Origin of the sequence: Aquimarina litoralis, from assembly GCF_039523995.1 — a bacterium.
Lineage (GTDB): Bacteria > Bacteroidota > Bacteroidia > Flavobacteriales > Flavobacteriaceae > Aquimarina > Aquimarina litoralis.
The window spans coordinates 957,285-979,349 of the sequence record NZ_BAAAGE010000001.1; the positions used below are offsets into that span (position 1 = coordinate 957,285).

The window sequence follows — 22,065 nt, forward strand, 5'->3', positions numbered from 1 at the left end:
TAGAGTAATTCATGCAATCTATAGTGGGGGAGGTAAAAGTGTAGACACTAGGCTGAGTGTTTATTCTAGCTTAGTGGAAAAAGTTGGCTTTTTTCCAAATTTTACATTTTCTCAAACAGATGATTCTTTGTTACCACATAATTTTTTTCTTGAATATTTTATTGTTTGTGGAATACTTATAGGTTCTGTTTTTTTACTATATATCTTATTTTTAATAATTAGATCTATTATGGTAAATAGGTACTCTGTTTTAGTCTATTTCTCGTTATTCTATTTTATTTCTTTTAATGTTTCTACGGGAATAAGCGCTTCAAAATATTTTATTTATTACTGCTTTTTGTTAATTGTGTTGTTGGAAAATAATAGAATAAAAAAGAAGTTTCAAAAAAAATCCAAACAATGAAAATACTTTTAGTAAGTCCTAGCACCAGTAATTCGGGTCATGGTGTTATATACCTAACAAAACTATATGAAAATATAGCAAAAAAACATCAGGTTAAGGTTTATGTGCCTAATGACACAAAATTAAAGTCAGATGATTTTAATGGAGGAGATTTAATTAAAAGCACTATTGAATTTTCTTTTACATCTAGAGAGAAATATGCGAAATATGGTAAATTAGGTCAGATAATAAGAGGATTTAATAGACTAAGAACTGGAATTTCTTTTTTTAAAGGCTTGTTAGAGTTTGTAGAGAAAGAGAAATTTGACGTGATTCATGTCTTGGATGCAGAGTATGTTTCGTATATTTATTTGGCGAATAGAATTAAGAATATTCTAGGGACAAAATTGATATATACAATACACGCTTCTGATTTTAATTTTCAATCTATTTCTGTAAGTACTATATATAAATCAATTGTAGGGAGGTTTCTAAAGAAAGCTTTGGTAAATACAGATTATGTAGTTTGTCATGGAGATTGGATAAAAGAACGATTGGTAAAGTCTTTTCCAAAGATTGAACAAAAAATCTTGGGATATAACTATCCTAGTAATGAATATAAGGAGTATAATAAAGCAGAAATAAGGAACAAATTAGGTATTGATCAGGAAGCTAAAATAATTTCTTTTTTAGGAATGATCCGAAGGGATAAACGAATAGAATTTGCGTTTGAGGTTATAAAATTGTTACCACAAGAATATAAACTGCTGGTTGCTGGTTCACTTTCTGATTATAAAGAGGAGTATATAAGAAAGATGATGAAAGAGATGGGAATAGAAGAAAAAGTAATATCAGATTTTAGATATCTTTCGTTAGAGGAATTTGATTATTATTTTAAAGCAGGTAATATATTTCTTTCAACACATAGCGATAAATTTCCTTCTGCTAGTGGTCCAGTAAGTGATTCAAGAACCTATGGTCTTCCGGTCGTAGTAACTCCAGGTGGGCAGTTAGAGCAATATGTAAATGCAGAAAAAGTTGGGATTGCACCTAACGGTTCTAGTCCACAGGATTTTGTGGATGCTATTGAGGATATTTTTGGGAATGAAGATTTATATACAAAGAAAGTAATAGAGGCGTCAAAAAGATTTTCTTGGGAGTCTTTTGCTAATAAACATGTCGAAGTCTATGAAAAAATTTGTAAATAGTGAGAACAGACTAAAAACATTTTTTGCCTTACTTCTACCATTATTTTTTTCGTATGATTTTATTGCTAAAGTTTTCTATAAAAATGAGGTTACTCGGCTATTTTATGATTATGCTGTGGCATTTAAAATATGTTACATAGTAGTTGGGTTGTTTTTATTCAGGAAATTGATTACCTACAATACTAAAACTTTATACGTAGCTTTTGTATTAGGTATTTGTTATCTTGTTAATCAGCTATTATTGTATGATTTTTTAGATACTAAAAATATATTATTTAATGGATATTATTTTTTAAGCTGTTTTTTTTCTGTTCTTTTTATCGCATTCATAAGTTCGATCAAAGCAGAAGTTCTTAAAAAAGTAATTGATTTTTTTTTAATATTTATAACACTCAATTCTATAGCCGTTTTAGCTGGTTTTATATTTGAAATCAATATTTTTAAAACCTATTTTCGAGGAGATAGATTTGGATACCAAGGATTTCTATTGTACCATAGCGAAGCTGGTTATATCTATTTTCTGAGTTTAATCGGATACGCTCATAAATATGGGAAGGAAAAAAAAGCAAAATATTTTGGAAATATAATATTGATATTTTTTACCGTTTTTTTGATAGGAACTAAAAAGGCAATTTTTTCAGCAGTACTATTTCTTATTTATTTTTTAATAGCAAACAAACATCTTTTCAAATCCAGATTGTTCACTTTTTCTTTTCTTGTTGCCCTTGCAGGAATCGTAGTAGTTTTACAAAATTTGTGGGATAAATTGCTACATAAGTTTATTTTAATATATCAACACCAAAATTTAGTATCTGCTCTTCTTTCTTATCGAGAAATTACATTAAAGGAACATGCCATCCCATTTATGACGGAGAAATGGAATTTTATGAATTATATAATAGGAGGTCCATTATTTAGTAGTGTTAGAGTTGAATTAGAGCTTTTTGATATTTTCTTGTTTTTTGGTATCCTAGGTGTTTTATGCTATGGAGTTATTTTGGTAAAAGTTCTTAAAAACACAAACAAAAGAATATTGCATTTTAGTACTTTTGCGTTGCTAATAGCGACGTTATTTTCAGGGAATCTTGTATCAAGCATGAATGTTATGTTACTGTATTCCATGATGTACGTTTTTATTAATTCCAACGACAAGAATTTTAGGGATATTTCAGATGAATCATAAAGTAACCATAATTACTCCATCATACAATTCTGCAGAATATATATCAGAAACTATAGACTCTGTTATTAAACAAACCTATGAAAATTGGGAAATGTTGATAGTAGATGACTGTTCTAAAGATGATTCGGTTGCTATTATAAATGATTATTGTTTATTAGATAATAGAGTAAGACTGATACAGCTTGAAAAAAATGGAGGAGCTGCAGTAGCAAGAAACAGAGCTATTAAAGAAGCACAAGGAAGGTTCCTTGCGTTTTTAGATAGTGATGATCAATGGCATCCGAAAAAACTGGAAAAACAGGTTGGAATGATGGTTAATAAAAATATTCCTTTCACTTTTACATCCTATCAATTGGTGAGTGAAGAAGGTGAATTAGGAAGAATAATTAAATCCAAGGCGGAGGTATCTTATAGGAATGCAATAATGTCAAATCCCATAGGCTGTTTAACGGTGGTTATTGATATAGATTTTTTTGGAAAAGTTTACATGCCACTTATAAAAAAAAGACAAGATTTGGGATTATGGTTAAAGCTTTTGCGAAAAACTAACGCAATAGGAATTGATGAAAATTTGGCATTGTATAGAGTTAGAAAAGATTCTATTTCGTCGAATAAGTTTAAACTGGTAAAGTATCATTGGATTTTATATAGGGAACATGAGAAAACTTCTTTTTTAAAGAGTATATATTATGTGTTATATTACTCTGTTTCCAAACTATTAAATATTTTACGCTAAACTTAAAGCAAAGTGAATAGTCTATGAAATATTATTCCCATCTTTGCAAGGCACAATAAATTGTTGAAAATTTTTAGATGAAAAATAAATTAATATTATTGGGTTTAAATGAGTTGAATTTCGATTTCATTAGGCACTATATTGATTTGGGGTATTTGAAAAACTTCAAACGAATATTTGAAGAATATGGATATTCGGAGACTACCTCAGAGGATGAATACAAGTTACTTGAACCGTGGATACAATGGGTTACTATACATACAGGTAAGAAATATAGTGACCATGAGGTGTTTAGGTTAGGTGATATTGTGAATAGAAAAGATTTAAAACAAATATTTGAAATAGCTGAAGAGAAAGGATATAGCGTTGGTGCGGTTAGCCCTTTTAATGCAGATAACCGATTAAAAAATCCGAAATTTTTCGTACCTGATCCTTGGACACAAACATCTCCATCTGGCGAAAAATTTGTTAAGGAGGTATCAAAGGCAGTTTCACAAGCAGTAAATGACAATGCGCAAGAAAAAGTTTCCAAAAATTCTATCCTTGCAATATTCAAAGCCTTTTTAAGAGCAGTACCCTTTTCTTCTTATGGCCAATATGTAAAATTAGCAGCTTCTATTAAATCTAAAGTAGGTATTAAAGCCGTAGTTCTTGATAAACTGTTAGGGGATATTTTTGTACATCAATGGAAGAAACATTCTCCGGATTTTTCGAATTTATTTTTAAATACAGGTGCTCATTTTCAACATCATTATATGTTTAATTCATCAGCATATGATGGGGAATTTAAAAACCCTAAGTGGTATTGCCCAGAGGATCAGGATCCTCTTTTTATGATTTTGGATGAATATGATAAAATTATAGGGAGGTTATTAGAGTTAGAAACTCGACTAATTATTTGTACCGGATTACATCAAAAACCGCATAAGCATAATACTTTTTATTGGAGATTAAAAAACCACCAGCCTTTTCTTGAAAATGAACTTGGAATAAAAGGTATTCAAAAGCTTACTCCTAGAATGTCTAGAGATTTTTTAATTGAGTTTGGATCCGAGTCAGATGCTTCTGTAGCTCAAAATATTTTGGAAAAATATGTTTCTGAAAAGGATGGAGCTAAGATTTTTACAGTTGATAATAGAAAAGAAAGTCTGTTTGTCGAACTAACATACCCTAATGACATTGATGATCATTTTTCTATTATAGGTGATAATAAAATTTCTAATTTTAGAAAAAATATCGCATTTGTAGCTATAAAAAATGGAGAACACCATACCATTGGTTATTACATTGATACAGCAAATAAAGTGAAGACCGCGGAACAAAATATCCCATTAAGTCAAGTTTTTGATAATATGGTGGCAGCTTTATAAGTTTAATTTTTTTAGAATGAAAGTATTTAGGTTAATCGTTGTTTTATTTGTCCTGATTTCCTTTCTTAGTGTTTCCTGTGAGAAAGAAAATGTAGATATTCCAGTAATTGGTGATGAAATTGATCAAGAAGAGGATGATCAAAATGAAGGAGACGAAAATGGCGATACCAATAATGAAGAAAATATAGAGACTCTGAATCTCTTAGCTAATACGATTAAATTCTATGATCATGTTTACGGAGGTGGTGTTAGAGAAATAGATATATTAAGTTTTGCCGAAATAGATTTGCCAGAACAAAGCGATGATAATTCAAATCATACATTTACAGGAGTTTTAGGAGGTTCGAGCAAAGTATTTGAGAAAGTTGGTTTTAATTTGAGGCTTCAAAATTTTCAAGATCAATTTGGTTACGAGGGCGCAATATTGCGATTTAAAGACAACCATGGAAATATTTCCGAAGACTTTTATTTTATTGATAAGGAATCTTTTACTGGTACACCCAGTAATCGCCGTTTTGATATATGGGTCTCTTTTAATAATAAAGTATTACCATTAAATGAATTCAGTATTATTTCAACGCCCGTTAAAAATGGAAAGTTGGTTGGTACAAAAGAGTTAGAAATTAAGGTAAAAAAACTAGCTGGAGAACCAAGTATGAACGGAGACTGGAGCGCCGAAAAATTGTTTGCCGATAGTATGATTTATTGGTCAACCTATGTGAGAACTTATTATCCAGAAGTCGAAGAATGTTACACCTACGATACAGGTCCACCAGATTTTAATGATATAACTGTATGTAACACAATGAATTTTACTAATTTAACTTTGTCAGAAGACGGTAGTTTTGTTATAAACACTAGTTTCGATGGTCAAGAAAAAATAAGTAATGGATATTGGGTTGTTTTAGAAAACAATGAGATGCTTTTTATTGCAAAACGTTCTGCTGAAAATATAAATTATCAAATTTTAAGTGATTTTGAAGGCTCTACTACTTTTAAATTCAATCAAGATTTGTTAGAAATAAATGAATCTTATACAGATCCTGATAGAATTGAATTTTTCCCAAATGATAGATACAATAAAAGAATTACGACTTACAAAAAAGTCGATTAAATAAAACAGATCGAAGTTTTGCCAATATATTATCCAATATTATTTTTTTGTGGGGCTTACGTATTAACATTTTTTACGATACCAAAGATTATTGGTTTAGTAGAGAATAAAAAGTTAATGGATGAACCGAACAATAGAAGTTCACATCAAAAAAAAACCCCTACGTTAGGAGGAGTTTCTTTTTTCTATACATTAATATTTACATTGTTTTTTTTGAAATATTGGGATCAGGAATACGAAACGATATATTTCATCCCAGGATTGACAATTTTATTGATTATTGGGTTAAAGGATGACTTATTGGTTTTGTCTCCGTACACAAAGCTTGCTGCTCAATTATGTGCAGTAGGTTTTTTGTTAATGAATAATAATTTGGTAGTTCATTCGTTAAATGGATTTTTAGGAATAGGAGAGATTCCTCTATATTTATACTACTTGATTGCAGGATTCTTTATGCTTACTATAATTAATGCCTATAATTTAATTGATGGAATTGACGGATTAGCAGCAATTGTAGGTATTGTAATCTTGGTGTTGTATACCACTATTTTTTATGTTACAAAACATTATTTCTATATGATTTTATCCCTGTCATTAAATGGATCTTTAATGGCATTTTTGGCTTTTAACTTATCTTCAACACGTAAAATTTTTATGGGTGATACTGGATCGCTTATTGTTGGATTTATAATTAGTATACTTACAATTAAGTTTTTAAGTTTAACTCCAGAGAATTATGAAGATTTACCTTTTTTATTGGAAAATGCTCCATTAATTGCAATTAGTATCCTAATAGTACCGTTGTTTGATACGGCACGGGTTTTTACAATTAGAATAGCCAATAAAAAAAGTCCGTTTTCGCCAGATCGGAATCACATACATCATATTTTAATTGATTACTTGTCGTTATCACATAGAAATGCAAGTTTAATAATCGGAGGGTTTAATTTATTGTTTATTGTTTTATTTGTAGGTTTAGCTAGTACTTCAAAAAATCACTATTTATTAGTTGTTTTAATTTGTTTTATTATTGGTTTGGCTTATTTATTTTTCAGATTGGATTATAGTATAACGAATATAAAAAGAAGAGTTTCTTTTAGGAAAAAAATGAAAAATTTCACTGGCGAAGTGAAACATGGTAGTGAAAAAATAAAAAGAAAAAAATGAAAATATCAGTAATAGGCACGGGTTATGTTGGTTTGGTAACGGGTACTTGTTTGGCAGAGACGGGTAATGAGGTAGTTTGTGTAGACATAGATGAAAACAAAGTAGAAAGGATGCGCAATGGTGAGGTTCCGATCTATGAGCCTCATTTGGATGTACTTTTTGAGCGTAATATAAAGGCGAATAGATTGCAGTTTAGCACCTCACTTAAAGAAGGTATTGATCATGGTGACATTATTTTTTTGGCATTACCTACTCCGGAGGATGAGGATGGTTCGGCTGATTTGTCTTATGTATTAGGCGTATCAGATGAGATAGGTAAGCTTCTTTCAGGTTATAAAGTTATAGTAGACAAGAGTACGGTTCCTGTAGGTACAGCAGAGAAAGTTAGAGCAGCGATATTAAAGAATTCCAAGTTTGATTTTGATGTAGTATCGAATCCAGAGTTTTTAAGAGAGGGATTTGCGGTGGATGATTTTCTAAAGCCAGAGCGTATCGTTGTAGGTTCCTCTTCTGAGCGAGCTACGGATCTTATGAAGAAGTTATATAAGCCTTATGTACGGTCAGGGAATCCGATCATAGTTATGGATGAGAAGTCTGCAGAGCTTACAAAATATGCGGCGAATTCATTTTTAGCGACCAAGATTACGTTTATGAATGAGATTGCTAATTATTGCGAGAAGGTAGGGGCAGATGTAGATAAGGTTCGTATAGGTATGGGTACAGACTCTAGGATTGGTAAGCGATTTTTATTTCCTGGTATTGGTTATGGGGGTTCCTGTTTTCCAAAGGATGTAAAGGCATTGCATAAATCGGGTAAGGAGGATGGCTATGATTTTAAGATTTTGGAGTCGGTTATTGATGTTAATCAAAAGCAGAAGTTGTCCTTACTTCCCAAGATTGAATCGTATTTTGATGGTGATTTAAAAGGGAAGACGTTTGCTATTTGGGGTCTTGCATTTAAGCCAGAGACGGATGATATTCGCGAAGCTCCATCATTGGATATTATATCGAGTTTATTAGATAGAGGAGCAGCGGTACGAGCCTTTGATCCAGAGGCTATGGATAATGTTTCTCGCCGATATGGAGATAGGATTACATTTTCAACATCTATGTATGATGCTTTAGAAGGCTCAGATGTTTTAGTGATATGCACAGAGTGGAGTATATTTAGGACTCCTGATTTTAATAAGATAAAGAATAGTTTAAGGTATCCTGTTATTTTTGATGGAAGAAACCTATATGATCTTATGGATATGGAAAAAGAAGAAATCACATACTTCTCCATTGGAAGAAAGCCAATAAAGAAAACAACCCTTGTGCATTAAGTTTGCTTAAACACAAAGTAAATTATTTGAAAAGGACCTTTTATTCATAGTCGAATTGTTATAATGATAAAATTGAAAATGAATCTAAGGAATAATCTCAAACTAGTGTTTTCTATAAAACGGTTGTTTTACTTTACAAATATTAAAATAAAACATATTGTGAGTTGATTTATATGTTATTAGATTAAGTATTGAATAGTTTTTTTTAATTTAAATGGTAAAATTTATAAAAGAAAAATTTTATAACCTAACCAAAAATGAGTTTTTCAAACATGTTATAACATTAGTTTCTGGGACATCAATTGCTCAGTTTATTCCAATACTTATTTCTCCTTTACTAACTAGATTATATTCCCCAGAGGATTTCTCTATTTTAGGTATATATATTAGTGCCTCAGTGATTTTATCAGAAGTAGTTACTGGCAAATTCGAATTGGCAATAATGAATACTGATAATAAAGATGAAAAAACAAATGTGATATCTCTCACTGTTATTGTTATTAGTTTTTTTAGTCTGTTTTTTGGGATTTTATTTTTTATTTTTTTAGAAAAAATACCGTTTTTCAACTTTTCAGAGAAAGGGTACTGGAATTATTTATTGATACCGACAGTTTTTTTTCTGGGAATAACAAAGCTTTTTACCTTTACTAATATTAAAAAGCGACAGTATAAGCTGATATCTGTGTCTAAAGTGGGTAGGTCGATAGTTCAATCTACACTACAATTGAGCCTTTATTTGTTAAAATATTTGGGATTGATTTTAGGTTTTTTTATTTCTTCAATAGTAGAAGCTATACTTTTACTAAAGGGGAATAAAAAATTTATACAGAGAATAGAATATTCAGTAGCAAAAGCCACAATAAAGAGATATATCAAATTTCCTTTATTTGATATGCCATCAAGCCTTTTTAATATTGGAACTATTCAAGCTCCAATACTATTAATACCAAGTTATTTTGGGTCAGTATATGGCGGACTGTATTTTCATGCATATAAAGTTTTGATGACACCAATATCCATTATGGGTGGTGCTATTGGTCAAGTTTTTTTTGAACAGGGTTCCTTATTAAAAAATGACCCAAAGGCATTTTCTAATCTTGTATTTAAAACACATAAACAATTATTTTTTTTATCTTTTATACCCTTAACATTACTATTTGTTTTTGGAGAAGAGATATTTTCATTTGTCTTTGGAGATGAATGGAAGGTTGCTGGAAATTATGCAAGTGCTATTATACCATGGGCATTCTTTAACTTTTTGGTATCACCAATAACTTTTATTATTACTATTAAGGAAAAGCAACAAATAGGTTTCGTGTTTCTTTGTATAATGTCTGCGCTAAGATTAGTAGCACTTTTACTTGGTATTTTATATTTTAAAGATTCGTATATAACAATAATGTTATTTAGCTGTATAAGTGCAATAAGTTATTTTAGTTATGCTACTTTTATGATTCATAATTATACTACCATCAATATTTTGAAATACTGGTCTATTGTTATCTTTTATGCATTACCATTTTACTTAGCAGTAATCTCTTTAAAGTACTTTCTATAAATTATTGAATATAGCACTATATTCGCACCAATGATCAAAAAACCACTTTATAAATATTATTTTCTATAAGGTCTAATAACAATAAAAAAAATAACGTTATTATTGTTTTAATATGATACTTAAAAGGAATTAAAATGAAAGAAAGGCACGTGATAAAAATTATAACCATCATTGGAGCGAGACCACAGTTTATTAAAGCAGCCACAGTATCAAGAGTTATAAAAAATTTTAAAGACGTTTTTGAAATTATAGTTCATACAGGTCAACATTATGATGATAATATGTCTGCTGTCTTTTTTGAAGAGATGGATATTCCTAAACCACATTATAATTTGGAAATAGGAAGTGGAAATCATGGTAAACAGACCGGAGATATGTTAATCGAAATTGAAAAGGTCATCTTAGAAGAAAAGCCCTCTTTGGTTATGGTTTATGGAGATACAAATAGCACAATAGCAGGAGCTTTAGCAGCAACTAAGTTACATATACCAGTTGTGCATATAGAAGCAGGTTTAAGATCTTTTAATAAAAAAATGCCAGAAGAGATTAATCGAATTTTAACGGATCATGTTTCGGATATATTATTCACGCCTACAAATACAGCAGTAGAAAATTTGGAAAAGGAAGGTATTTCTGGTGATAAAGTTTATAAAGTTGGAGATGTAATGTACGATGCAGCTTTGTTTTATACAGAAAAAGCTAAATCAAATAGTAAAATTATTGAAAGATTAAGTTTAAGAGATACCGATTTTGTTCTAGCTACTGTGCATAGAGCTGAAAATACGGATAACAAAATACGGTTATCTAGAATATTCAATGAATTAGACGAATTAGCAACCAAAATCAAAGTAGTTTTGCCGCTCCATCCAAGAACTAAACAAAAAAAAGAGGAGTTCAAAATAGTGACCAAAAATGTTACTTTTATCGATCCAATAGGTTATATAGACATGGTGATGTTACAAAGAGCTTGTAAAATGATTATTACCGATTCTGGAGGTATACAAAAAGAAGCATTTTTTCATAAAAAGCCATGCATTACATTAAGATCAGAAACAGAGTGGATAGAGTTAGTACAATCTGAATGTAATTTTTTGTGGACAGAGGAATTTAATTTGATTAATTTATATGATAAGTTGATTGGAAAAAAATTAAATTTATCTCACGATTTTTATGGAGATGGAGATGCGGCTTCATTGATAATTGACCGAATTGTAAAGAACTATCAGCAAAGATAATTTTCCTAATGAAGATTCTGTATTTAGTAGATTTCGATATTAATTCCCCAAGCGGTATTTTAAATAAAATTATTCAACAAACTACTATTTGGAAAAAAAATGGACATCAGGTTCAAGTTTTGTCAACTAAACCTTCCAGAGGTATTAATAATAGTGAAATTATCGATGTTGAAAGAAAGAGTTACTATTCTAATAGAAAAAATAGTTCTCTAAATAATTACTTATTTAAGATAAGAAATTCAAACCGTATAAATGAGGATATAAAAAAATATCATCCTGATATAATTTATTACAGACAAGGAATATGGTACCCAGGCGTTACTAAAATTTTTAAAATTTATCAGGTTGTTATGGAAGTCAATACTAACGATTTGATAGAAATTCAAAATGAAACCTTGCCAAGAAGATTAATATATAAGTTTGGAAGAAACAAAATATTAAATCATATGAATGGTTTAATAGCTGTTACTGATGAATTAAACAAATTATATAATCATATAAAGATTCCAAAAGTTACAATAGGTAATGGATATTTATTCGATAATAATCCGATAAAAAAGAATAAAATATATGATAAACCTCAATTGATATTTGTAGGTAGTCCAAATTGTCAATGGCATGGAGTTGATAAAATTTATTATATGGCTAAGAAGTTACCAGAATTTGATTTTCATATAATAGGTATAAAAGAAAAAACTGATATAAATAATTTGAAATTCCATGGTTATTTGGCGTTGGAAAAAATAAAGGAAATATACGCATATTGCGATGTTGCTATTGGAAGTTTATCGCTTTATAAGGCAGGAGTTAATGAAAGTTCTACATTAAAATTACGTGAGTATCTTTGTAATTCACTTCCTGTTATACTTGGAGGATATGATGTAGATATGAAAGGTTCAGATTATATTTTAGAATTACCAAATAAGGAGAACAATGTAACAGATAATATTTCATCTATTAAAAAGTTTGTACTTAATTGGTCAGGAAAAAAAATGGATAGAACCGAAATAATTGAGAAACTTAGTTATGAGACTAAAGAAAACAAAAGATTGGGATTTCTATCGCGGTTCGTAAACGAAAACAAATAATTTGAAAAACCTAGAAAAGATTATTATTCAGGCTTTTATTTTTGGCTTGTTTTTAATTCCCTTTAATTCATATAAAGGCCTATCTTTTATGGGTGAGTTTAGTCAAGATGCTAATGCACTAATATTAATATTTGGGGTTTTACTTTTGTTTTTTAGATTTATTTGGACAAGAAAATTAAGTTTTCCAGTTTCTAGTTTTACCTATCATATATTTCTTATGTTTCTTTTATGGATTATGATAGGCTTTATAATTAATTTGCCAACCATTAGTACTAGTTTTTTTAAACAAACATCAGGATATAATAGGTTTTTACGACAATGCTTTTCCTTGATGCTATCTAGTGTTTTGTTTTTCGCTTTGTTTTATAATGTAATGGGCTATGTAGGAAAGGATAAAATATTAAGATTAATTAGAAGAATTTTTTTATTTTCATTGATTATAGTATCCGCCTATTCGGTTTTAGAAGTGTTGATTCTTAGAGCTGGATTTACTCGGCTAATTCCCATCATAGCTTTATTTGATTACTTGCCTTTTGTTAATCCTCGTTTAGATTATAATAGTCACCGGTTGAGTTCAATTACTTATGAACCACCTGCTTTGGCCATGTACTTAATTACAGTTGCTGCCTGGATGTTTTCATATATTATAACGCAAAAAGGGGTTAAAAGATTTATACCTTCTTTTTTAGTTCTTTTCTTAGCTATTGCTTCTGGTTCTAGAACATCTTTAGTAGTAATTTTATTTCAACTACTACTTTTTTTAGTTCAAATATTTCATTTAAAGAAGTATCATAATCTTATTATGAACGGGTTAAAAATATTCATAGCTTCGTTTTTGATTTTATCTATAGTTAATTACAAGACTCTAGAAAAATTCATATCTGAAAAAGCAACCTCCTTAAATTTCACAAATGTTAATAACAATTATTCTAATCAATCACGGTTAGGAATACAGTATACATCTTTGTTAATATATAAAGAAAACCCTGTGTTTGGAGTAGGGTATGGACAACAAGCTTATCATGCAAAACATAAATATCCATATTGGGCAGTCAAAAACAATTGGGAGTTTGATCGAAAATATCTTAATGAAAAATTAAAATCATTCCCCCCAGGTTACAATATGTATACCAGAATTTTGGCAGAGACAGGTACGATCGGTTTATTATTATTTTTAGGATTTATCAGTGCTTTTTTCTATCAAGCTAATGAACTTAAAAAAGATCCAAAAAATAAGGTAGTTAGTACCATAATAATTGTTTCTTTGGGAGGTTATGTTTTAAATTGGATGCAGATAGATTCATTTAGAATGTATGGTGTTTGGTTATGTTTAGCATTACTTTGCTTTTTTTATAAATTTCACGAAAAAAATAAAACAAATGTCTGCTAAAATAGTTGTTTTAATTCCTTATTATGAAAATAGGTTAGGGTTAATTGATGCTATTAATTCTATACAAGAATCATTTCCTGTGGATCTCATGATTGTTGACGATGGAAGCATAAAAGAACCATTGCAGGTTGATGAAGCGTATAAAATATATGGGGATCGAGGTACAATTATATACGACGTTCTTCCAAAAAATAGAGGAATAGAGAATGCGCTAAATATGGGCTTACAAAACATTTTGGAGAGGGATTATAAATATATAGGTAGACTGGATTGTGGAGATAGATTTCATAAAGGCAAACTTGAAAAACAAATTACTTATTTAGAGGCTAATAAAGAGGTAAAATTGTTAGGTACTTGGGCAAATATTATAGATGATAAGGAAAATTTTATTTACATAGAAAAGCACCCTGTATACTATAATGAGATAAAAAAAAAGATCTATTTAAACACTACATTCATTCACCCTTCAGTAGTTTTTGAAAGTGCTATTTTGTCTCAAATTGGTCTTTATCCTGTATCCTATCCAGCAGCAGAAGACTATGCTTTTTTTATGAGTATAGTAAAAAAATATAAGTCGGAAAATTATCCTGAGGTTTTGATGGATTATGTAGTAGACCCAAACTCAATATCTTCGTTAAAAAGAAAAAGACAAGTAAAAAGTAGAATAAAAGTCATTTTGGAAAATTACTATCTAGGGTGGTACCCCAGCTATGGCTTAATCAGAAACATTTTATTACTTCTAATATCTAGAACGGCTAGTAATAGAATAAAATCGATTATAAGAAAGTGAGACAATCGTTACTTATTAAAGTTTATTTAGGCCTGTTCTGTATTCTTCTGTTTTCACTTCCTTTTAGCGATTTAGCAACATCTTTGCCCAATATTATTTTGGTGACACTATCTGTTTTATTTCCATTTTGTCTTAAAACGGCTAAAAAAGAAGATTTTAAAAACCAAACTGTTTACATATATATAATATTAATACTGTATCTTACTTTTAATATTTTAGGATTTGGTGATCTAAAATCCGAAACATCTCAACTTGGAAAGTTATTTCTTCCAATCGCGTTGTTTATCTTGGCTGTGCCATTAAAGAGTTACTTAAGTACTTTAAAATTAGTTTTTATATCAGGAATATTCTTAGCTGTTGTTATTTCGTTGGTATCTATTTTTATATTCATATATGATTCGGGAGATTTTAGTTTTAGTTCTGGAAAAGCAATTAATGAAGTTTTAATTCTCGAGAGAGTTTATATTGCTTTTTTCTGTGTTTTAAGTTTTATACTTTCCTTAGACCTGTTGCAATCTTATAGAAAGCTTCTATCAATTAATATTTTGGTCTTATTTGTTTTTGTTTTGATGATTGCGGCTAGGATTGCCATAATTACAATTGTTATAATTGCTTTTCTGTATATAATTAAAATACTTGATACGAGAAGAGTTCTATTGATATTAGGTTGTGGAGTATTGTTGATTACTGGGTTTTTTATGATAAATAAGAATTTGCAGAATCGATTTTTTTACAAAGACCAGAATAATTCTTTTATAGAAAATTTAGCTATTTGGGAGCCTAGAATGGTTATTTGGCCTTGCGTCTACAAAGTCACTAAGAATGACAGTTATAATTTTATGAATGGATTGGCATCATATAATTTACAAGAGAAAGAACTATTACATTGTTATAAAGCAAGTATAGATAATGAAGAAAAGAAAAATTGGTTTTTATTTATAAAATATAATACACATAATCAATTTCTAGATTTTTTACTAGTCTCGGGAATTTTAGGTTTACTTTTTTTTGTTCTAGTTTTTGGAAGCACTTTTTGGAGTAACAGGAATGATTTTTTTTCATTTTCATTGGTTGTTTCATTTGTACTTTTGGGGTTAGTAGAGAATTATTTGCACAGGCAAGTAGGCGTATATTGTTTTGGAATATTTCTAATTTTTCTTTTAAAAAATCAAAAGGAAATAGAATAAATAAAATTTTATGGATAAAATAAAAGTTGGTCACGTATTAAATTCTGTTGGTGGAGTAGATGTGTCTTTGAGGTTAATTCTTGAAAATATTGATGCTGAAGTATATGATAGCTTTGTTATTCATGGTCGAAAAGATACTTCTAGGGCATATGTCGATATAAATAAAAAAAAGGTAAAAGACTATAAGATCCCTATTTTACGGGATATTAGTATTATTAATGACATTAGATCAATTATTCATACAGCAAAAATTTTTAGAGATGAAAAGCCAGATATTGTGCATGCACATAGCGCAAAAGGAGGGCTTATAGCAAGAATGGCTTCTGTTTTTTATAAAGTAACCATTTTACATACTCCACAAGCATATTCCTATTTAAGTACGAACAATAGTTTTAAGGAATGGATGATTTTGAATATAGAAAAATTCTTAAAAAACATAAATTCCGTCTTAGTGGCATCCTCAAGATCTGAATTGAAAAGAGGATTGGAAGAAGTAGGTTATAAAAAGGAAAAAACAGAGTTGTTTAACAACTCTATATTACCCATAGAAAATCTAGAAAATGACATTAAGTATCCGGTAAGTTGGCCAGATGATTATATATGTACTGTTGGTCGACCATCGTATCAAAAGAATATTGAAATGATGATTGAGGTTATAAAAGAATTAAGAAATGATATTCCTTCGATCCATCTAGTTTTGATGGGAGTTGGGGAGTACTACCCTAATCTGAAAAAAGTAGAACAATTGATCAATGAATATAATCTAGAGAACAATATTACCTTAGTCAAATGGATAGATAGAAAAGAAATCTTTAAAATAATTTCTAAATCTAAGTTGTATATTTCTACAGCTAGATATGAAGGTTTGCCATATTCAATTATAGAAAGTTTGGCGTTATCAAAGGCATGTGTTGTTACAGATTGTGATGGAAACAGGGACTTAGTAATAAATGAGTACAATGGATATGTAATTAAAAATAATGATATTGTTGAAATGTCAAAAAAGATTTATCTTTTATATACAAACGAAAATTTGAGAAATGAAATGGAACAAAATTCTAAAGAATTGTTTCAAAAGGGATTTAATTTACAAGAGAATATAGGTTTAATAGAAGATATATACCAAAAATATGCACGTATTTAATCATAATTAGATAATTCTATTTACTTTTATTCGTTTGAATTAATAGCACGTAAACAGCTATATACTATTCCATGAATAAAAATCGATATTCTAAATATATTCGCCCTATACTATACTGTATTGATTTATTGATTATATATTTATTGTCATTTTTTCTTTTAACAAGGAGTATTAAAGATCTGATTTTTTTTGTTTTATTTTGGATCTTGCTGTCAATTTTACTTTCATTTTATAAAGTATATCGTTTTACCAAAATTATTGATATTATAGCTTTATTATTTCGGCAAACAGTAATTCTGGTTTTATTAATTACAAGTTATCTATACCTTTCTAAATCTGATATTCCTTGGATTAGTATTTTAGGCTTTTTTATTTGGCTTTTTATAACATTAAATATTTGGAGAATTTTTCTATATGAAATTTTTAAAAGATATAGAATTATTACTGGCAGTAATTATAGAAGTGTTATTGTAATTGGCGCAAATGAATCCACAAAAAAACTAACAAATTTTTTTAATACGATGCCCGGATATGGCTATCGATACAAAGGTTTTTTTACAAATCAAGAGATAACAAATAAAATAGGAACTATTGAACAAAGTTTTGACTATATAATGGACAAGGAGATTGACGAAATCTATTGTTCATTAGATGAGTTAAATGATGATATGGTGAAAAAGTATATTGACTTCTGTGATGTTCAAATGAAAAGCTTGAAGTTCATACCAGATACTAAAGAGATATTTTCTAAAAATTTACATCTTAATTACTATGATTTAGTTCCAATAATTTCTTTAAGAGAAATTCCTCTTGATGATCCAGTAAAGAGTTGGGCAAAAAGACTTTTTGACTTTGTTTTAGCTTTAATAGTAATGATTGGTATTCTTTCATGGCTGATTCCGATTATTGCAATCATCATTAAACTAGAAAGTAAAGGTCCGGTGTTTTTTAAGCAAAATAGACCTGGAATAAAAGAAAAAGGTTTTTTTTGTTACAAGTTTAGATCAATGCATTTAAATTCAGTTTCCGAAAATTCTGCTACTAGAAATGACCCTCGTACTACTAGAGTTGGAAAATTTATTAGAAGAACAAGTATAGACGAGCTACCTCAGTTTATTAATGTATTGTTCGGAGATATGTCGGTTGTTGGTCCTAGACCACATTTATGGAAGCAAAATGAATTGTATGGCACTACAATTTCAAAATATATGGTTCGGCATTTAGTAAAACCTGGTATTACCGGATTAGCTCAGGTCAAAGGATATAGAGGAGGTATTGAAACTAAAGAAGATATTGTTAACAGAACTAAATACGATATCTTTTATATAGAAAACTGGTCGATACTACTGGATATTTATATAATTGTACAAACAATTATTAATGTTTTTAGAGGCGAGGAAAAGGCCTATTAAAAATTATTAAAGTATTAAACATAATATTTTATTCAAAAGGCTTGAAAAATCATTATAAAACACGATTTTTGATCCTAATTTTATTCTTACATGAAAATATCAGTAATAGGCACGGGTTATGTTGGTTTGGTAACGGGTACTTGTTTGGCAGAGACGGGTAATGAGGTAGTTTGTGTAGACATAGATGAAAACAAAGTAGAAAGGATGCGCAATGGCGAGGTTCCGATCTATGAGCCTCATTTGGATGTACTTTTTGAGCGTAATATAAAGGCGAATAGATTGCAGTTTAGCACCTCACTTAAAGAAGGTATTGATCATGGTGACATTATTTTTTTGGCATTACCTACTCCGGAGGATGAGGATGGTTCGGCTGATTTGTCTTATGTATTAGGCGTATCAGATGAGATAGGTAAGCTTCTTTCAGGTTATAAAGTTATAGTAGACAAGAGTACGGTTCCTGTAGGTACAGCAGAGAAAGTTAGAGCAGCGATATTAAAGAATTCCAAGTTTGATTTTGATGTAGTATCGAATCCAGAGTTTTTAAGAGAGGGATTTGCGGTGGATGATTTTCTAAAGCCAGAGCGTATCGTTGTAGGTTCCTCTTCTGAGCGAGCTACGGATCTTATGAAGAAGTTATATAAGCCTTATGTACGGTCAGGGAATCCGATCATAGTTATGGATGAGAAGTCTGCAGAGCTTACAAAGTATGCTGCGAATTCATTTTTAGCGACCAAGATTACGTTTATGAATGAGATTGCTAATTATTGCGAGAAGGTAGGGGCAGATGTAGATAAGGTTCGTATAGGTATGGGTACAGACTCTAGGATTGGTAAGCGATTTTTATTTCCTGGTATTGGTTATGGGGGTTCCTGTTTTCCAAAGGATGTAAAGGCATTGCATAAATCGGGTAAGGAGGATGGCTATGATTTTAAGATTTTGGAGTCGGTTATTGATGTTAATCAAAAGCAGAAGTTGTCCTTACTTCCCAAGATTGAATCGTATTTTGATGGTGATTTAAAAGGGAAGACGTTTGCTATTTGGGGTCTTGCATTTAAGCCAGAGACGGATGATATTCGCGAAGCTCCATCATTGGATATTATATCGAGTTTATTAGATAGAGGAGCAGCGGTACGAGCCTTTGATCCAGAGGCTATGGATAATGTTTCTCGCCGATATGGAGATAGGATTACATTTTCAACATCTATGTATGATGCATTGGAAGGAGCAGATGTTTTAGTGATATGCACAGAGTGGAGTATATTTAGGACTCCTGATTTTAATAAGATAAAGAATAGTTTAAGGTATCCTGTTATTTTTGATGGAAGAAACTTATATGATCTTATGGATATGGAAAAAGAAGAAATCACATACTTCTCCATTGGGAGAAGAGATGTAAAAGTTATATCATGAAAAAAATTTTAATTACAGGAGCAGCGGGTTTTTTAGGATCGCACCTTTGTGATCGATTTATAAAAGAAGGTTATCATGTGATTGCTATGGATAACCTAATAACTGGAGATCTAAAAAACATCGAGCATTTATTCAAACTTAAAAATTTCGAGTTTTATAATCATGATGTTTCAAAATTTGTTCATGTTCCTGGTGATTTAGATTATATCTTGCATTTTGCATCTCCTGCAAGCCCCATAGATTATCTTAAAATCCCTATACAAACACTAAAGGTTGGTTCATTAGGAACACATAACCTTTTAGGATTAGCTAAAGAAAAAAATGCTAGAATATTGATTGCTTCTACAAGTGAAGTGTATGGAGACCCACTGGTTCATCCACAAACTGAAGATTATTATGGTAATGTAAATACTATTGGACCTCGTGGAGTGTATGATGAGGCTAAACGATTTCAGGAATCAATAACAATGGCTTATCATACCTATCATAAAGTAGAAACAAGAATCGTACGAATTTTTAATACGTATGGTCCTAGAATGAGATTGAATGACGGAAGAGTTGTTCCGGCTTTTATTGGGCAAGCATTGCGCGGAGAAGACTTAACAGTTTTCGGAGATGGTTCCCAAACTCGTTCTTTTTGCTATGTAGATGATTTGATAGAAGGGATTTACAGATTGTTATTTAGCGATTATGTATTTCCTGTCAATATTGGTAATCCTAATGAAATTACAATAAAGGATTTTGCCGAAGAGATAATCGGACTAACCGGAACGGACCAAAAAGTAATATACAAACCGCTTCCAGTTAATGACCCTTTGCAAAGACAACCAGATATCTCAAGGGCAAAAGAGATTTTAGATTGGGAACCTAAAATTGATAGATCAGAAGGAATGAAACGCACACTGGAATATTTCAAAAGCCTTTCAGAAGAAGAGTTATATCGAAGTGAGCATAAGGATTTTTCATCTTATTCCTGATCATAAATGCACCACAAAAGAGGAGGATACTCATACTTAATAAGACCAATACTTCTTGTAATTGATCTAATCATTGTATTAACCTCTTCCTTCTTCTTTTTAAATGAGATTGCGAATAATCAATTATATCTGTTTTTATCGTTTACATGGTATATATCTGCGTATTTATTAAATTTTTATGAAGTATATAGGTTTACCAAAGTACTAACTATTATTTCTCTTTTAATAAGGCAAGGTTTACTCGTTCTTGTACTTCTTTTCGCCTATTTTGGGATACTTAAAATAAACGTTTTTTCTATAAAAGACACTTTTTACTTTGTATCAATTGCTATCTTTTCTATTGGTATTATTAAGGTTATTACTTATTATGCATTAAAAAGATATCGCTCTTATCTTGGGGGAAACAATAGAAGAGTTGTAATTATTGGAAATAACAAAAGTGCACAACAACTAAATGTGTTTTTCGAGAAAAGAAAAGATCTAGGGTACCAGGTCTTGCAAGTATTTTCAGATGAATTGACAAATAAGATAGAAGATAGTTTTAGGTTCTTAAAGAATGAAGACGTAGATGAAATCTATTGTTCGATAGATGAGATTTCGGATGAAGATGTAAACGAATATGTAAAATATGCTGATCAGAATTATTGTGTTCTTAAGTTTATACCAAATTCACAAAGAATATTTTCTAAACGATTGAAAACAGATTATTATGAGTATCTACCAGTTCTTTCAATCCCAGAAGTATCATTAAATAACGCTACAAATAGAGCAATAAAAAGAGGATTTGATATTGTTTTTTCTTTAACCATTATAGTTTTTATACTGTCTTGGTTAATTCCTTTGTTGTATGTTTTAATTAAGTTTGAATCAAAAGGTCCATTAATCTATAGACATAGACGCAATGGTATAAATTATAAAGAATTTGTATGTTATAAATTTAGATCTATGAGAGATGAAAATTTCTCGGATTTGGTTCAGGTAAAAAAAGACGATCCTCGTGTTACCAAAATAGGAAAATTTATTAGAAGAACGAGTATAGACGAACTCCCACAATTTTTTAATGTGTTTTTTGGGGATATGTCAGTTGTAGGTCCTAGACCTCATATGATTTCTTATACCAAAGATTACGGTAAAAGAATTGATAAATACAATTTTGTTTTTAGACATTCTGTAAAACCCGGAATAACAGGAATGGCTCAGGTAAAAGGATATAGAGGTGAGGTCGAGAATGATGAAGATATTGTGAATCGTATTAAGTACGACATATTTTATATAGAAAATTGGTCGTTATTACTGGATTCTAAAATAATTTTAGACACCATAGCTAATCTAATTAAAGGTCAGGAAAAGGCATATTAAATAGTTGTTATCATTTGATGAAAGAATAAT

At 30.1% G+C, this 22,065-nt stretch carries 18 protein-coding genes; all 18 read left to right on the plus strand.

What is annotated here, in order from left to right:
* Nucleotides 1–399 precede the first annotated feature (399 nt).
* The 18 genes from ABD077_RS03685 to ABD077_RS03770 all read left to right on the plus strand — a co-directional run bounded on the left by ABD077_RS03685 (nucleotide 400) and on the right by ABD077_RS03770 (nucleotide 22,035).
* Nucleotides 400–1,590 (plus strand): glycosyltransferase family 4 protein, encoded by a 1,191-nt coding sequence (locus tag ABD077_RS03685; protein WP_343910613.1) that lies wholly within the window; start codon nucleotides 400–402, stop codon nucleotides 1,588–1,590.
* Entirely contained in the window at nucleotides 1,571–2,773 is a 1,203-nt protein-coding gene (locus ABD077_RS03690) for a hypothetical protein (protein ID WP_343910615.1), read from the plus strand. Before ABD077_RS03685 ends, ABD077_RS03690 begins: the two co-directional genes overlap by 20 nt.
* On the plus strand, nucleotides 2,763–3,509 hold the full coding sequence (locus tag ABD077_RS03695) for a glycosyltransferase family 2 protein (RefSeq protein WP_343910617.1): 747 nt from the start codon (nucleotides 2,763–2,765) through the stop codon (nucleotides 3,507–3,509). Before ABD077_RS03690 ends, ABD077_RS03695 begins: the two co-directional genes overlap by 11 nt.
* Nucleotides 3,510–3,586: 77 nt before the next feature.
* Nucleotides 3,587–4,879 (plus strand): hypothetical protein, encoded by a 1,293-nt coding sequence (locus ABD077_RS03700; RefSeq protein WP_343910619.1) that lies wholly within the window; start codon nucleotides 3,587–3,589, stop codon nucleotides 4,877–4,879.
* 16 nt (nucleotides 4,880–4,895) lie between these two features.
* Entirely contained in the window at nucleotides 4,896–5,993 is a 1,098-nt protein-coding gene (locus ABD077_RS03705; RefSeq protein ID WP_343910621.1) for a hypothetical protein, read from the plus strand.
* An 18-nt stretch (nucleotides 5,994–6,011) separates the two neighbouring features.
* Nucleotides 6,012–7,160: an MraY family glycosyltransferase gene (locus ABD077_RS03710; RefSeq protein WP_343910623.1), complete on the plus strand. Its 1,149-nt coding sequence runs from the start codon at nucleotides 6,012–6,014 to the stop codon at nucleotides 7,158–7,160.
* Complete coding sequence (locus ABD077_RS03715) at nucleotides 7,157–8,485, plus strand: UDP-glucose dehydrogenase family protein (RefSeq protein ID WP_343910625.1); 1,329 nt, start codon at nucleotides 7,157–7,159, stop codon at nucleotides 8,483–8,485. The genes ABD077_RS03710 and ABD077_RS03715 overlap by 4 nt, the downstream gene beginning before the upstream one ends.
* 214 nt (nucleotides 8,486–8,699) lie before the next feature.
* Nucleotides 8,700–10,043, plus strand: a complete 1,344-nt coding sequence (locus ABD077_RS03720; RefSeq protein WP_343910627.1) for a lipopolysaccharide biosynthesis protein — start codon at nucleotides 8,700–8,702, stop codon at nucleotides 10,041–10,043.
* Nucleotides 10,044–10,177: 134 nt separating this feature from the next.
* Nucleotides 10,178–11,278: a non-hydrolyzing UDP-N-acetylglucosamine 2-epimerase gene (gene wecB / locus ABD077_RS03725; RefSeq protein ID WP_343910629.1), complete on the plus strand. Its 1,101-nt coding sequence runs from the start codon at nucleotides 10,178–10,180 to the stop codon at nucleotides 11,276–11,278.
* A gap of 8 nt (nucleotides 11,279–11,286) precedes the next feature.
* Nucleotides 11,287–12,366: a glycosyltransferase family protein gene (locus ABD077_RS03730; RefSeq protein WP_343910631.1), complete on the plus strand. Its 1,080-nt coding sequence runs from the start codon at nucleotides 11,287–11,289 to the stop codon at nucleotides 12,364–12,366.
* Between the two features lies 1 nt (nucleotide 12,367).
* Nucleotides 12,368–13,756 (plus strand): O-antigen ligase family protein, encoded by a 1,389-nt coding sequence (locus ABD077_RS03735; RefSeq protein WP_343910633.1) that lies wholly within the window; start codon nucleotides 12,368–12,370, stop codon nucleotides 13,754–13,756.
* Nucleotides 13,746–14,546, plus strand: a complete 801-nt coding sequence (locus ABD077_RS03740; RefSeq protein ID WP_343910635.1) for a glycosyltransferase — start codon at nucleotides 13,746–13,748, stop codon at nucleotides 14,544–14,546. The genes ABD077_RS03735 and ABD077_RS03740 overlap by 11 nt, the downstream gene beginning before the upstream one ends.
* Before the next feature lie 101 nt (nucleotides 14,547–14,647).
* On the plus strand, nucleotides 14,648–15,733 hold the full coding sequence (locus tag ABD077_RS03745; protein ID WP_343910637.1) for a hypothetical protein: 1,086 nt from the start codon (nucleotides 14,648–14,650) through the stop codon (nucleotides 15,731–15,733).
* A 10-nt stretch (nucleotides 15,734–15,743) separates the two neighbouring features.
* Nucleotides 15,744–16,877: a glycosyltransferase gene (locus tag ABD077_RS03750; RefSeq protein WP_343910639.1), complete on the plus strand. Its 1,134-nt coding sequence runs from the start codon at nucleotides 15,744–15,746 to the stop codon at nucleotides 16,875–16,877.
* A 71-nt stretch (nucleotides 16,878–16,948) separates the two neighbouring features.
* A complete protein-coding gene (locus tag ABD077_RS03755; RefSeq protein ID WP_343910641.1) occupies nucleotides 16,949–18,289 on the plus strand; it encodes an undecaprenyl-phosphate glucose phosphotransferase in 1,341 nt (446 codons plus the stop codon).
* 90 nt (nucleotides 18,290–18,379) lie between these two features.
* Complete coding sequence (locus tag ABD077_RS03760) at nucleotides 18,380–19,699, plus strand: UDP-glucose dehydrogenase family protein (RefSeq protein ID WP_343910643.1); 1,320 nt, start codon at nucleotides 18,380–18,382, stop codon at nucleotides 19,697–19,699.
* Nucleotides 19,696–20,676: a UDP-glucuronic acid decarboxylase family protein gene (locus tag ABD077_RS03765; RefSeq protein WP_343910645.1), complete on the plus strand. Its 981-nt coding sequence runs from the start codon at nucleotides 19,696–19,698 to the stop codon at nucleotides 20,674–20,676. Before ABD077_RS03760 ends, ABD077_RS03765 begins: the two co-directional genes overlap by 4 nt.
* 6 nt (nucleotides 20,677–20,682) lie before the next feature.
* Nucleotides 20,683–22,035: an exopolysaccharide biosynthesis polyprenyl glycosylphosphotransferase gene (locus ABD077_RS03770; protein ID WP_343910647.1), complete on the plus strand. Its 1,353-nt coding sequence runs from the start codon at nucleotides 20,683–20,685 to the stop codon at nucleotides 22,033–22,035.
* Nucleotides 22,036–22,065: the final 30 nt, after the last annotated feature.

Coding starts and splice junctions, on each gene's coding strand:
- ABD077_RS03755 (WP_343910641.1), top strand. CDS start 16,949: ATGAATAAAAATCGATATTCTAAATATATTCGCCCTATACTATACTGT.
- ABD077_RS03705 (WP_343910621.1), top strand. CDS start 4,896: ATGAAAGTATTTAGGTTAATCGTTGTTTTATTTGTCCTGATTTCCTTT.
- ABD077_RS03730 (WP_343910631.1), top strand. CDS start 11,287: ATGAAGATTCTGTATTTAGTAGATTTCGATATTAATTCCCCAAGCGGT.
- ABD077_RS03700 (WP_343910619.1), top strand. CDS start 3,587: ATGAAAAATAAATTAATATTATTGGGTTTAAATGAGTTGAATTTCGAT.
- ABD077_RS03760 (WP_343910643.1), top strand. CDS start 18,380: ATGAAAATATCAGTAATAGGCACGGGTTATGTTGGTTTGGTAACGGGT.
- ABD077_RS03685 (WP_343910613.1), top strand. CDS start 400: ATGAAAATACTTTTAGTAAGTCCTAGCACCAGTAATTCGGGTCATGGT.
- ABD077_RS03715 (WP_343910625.1), top strand. CDS start 7,157: ATGAAAATATCAGTAATAGGCACGGGTTATGTTGGTTTGGTAACGGGT.
- ABD077_RS03770 (WP_343910647.1), top strand. CDS start 20,683: ATGCACCACAAAAGAGGAGGATACTCATACTTAATAAGACCAATACTT.
- ABD077_RS03765 (WP_343910645.1), top strand. CDS start 19,696: ATGAAAAAAATTTTAATTACAGGAGCAGCGGGTTTTTTAGGATCGCAC.
- wecB (WP_343910629.1), top strand. CDS start 10,178: ATGAAAGAAAGGCACGTGATAAAAATTATAACCATCATTGGAGCGAGA.
- ABD077_RS03720 (WP_343910627.1), top strand. CDS start 8,700: ATGGTAAAATTTATAAAAGAAAAATTTTATAACCTAACCAAAAATGAG.
- ABD077_RS03750 (WP_343910639.1), top strand. CDS start 15,744: ATGGATAAAATAAAAGTTGGTCACGTATTAAATTCTGTTGGTGGAGTA.
- ABD077_RS03740 (WP_343910635.1), top strand. CDS start 13,746: ATGTCTGCTAAAATAGTTGTTTTAATTCCTTATTATGAAAATAGGTTA.
- ABD077_RS03690 (WP_343910615.1), top strand. CDS start 1,571: ATGAAAAAATTTGTAAATAGTGAGAACAGACTAAAAACATTTTTTGCC.
- ABD077_RS03695 (WP_343910617.1), top strand. CDS start 2,763: ATGAATCATAAAGTAACCATAATTACTCCATCATACAATTCTGCAGAA.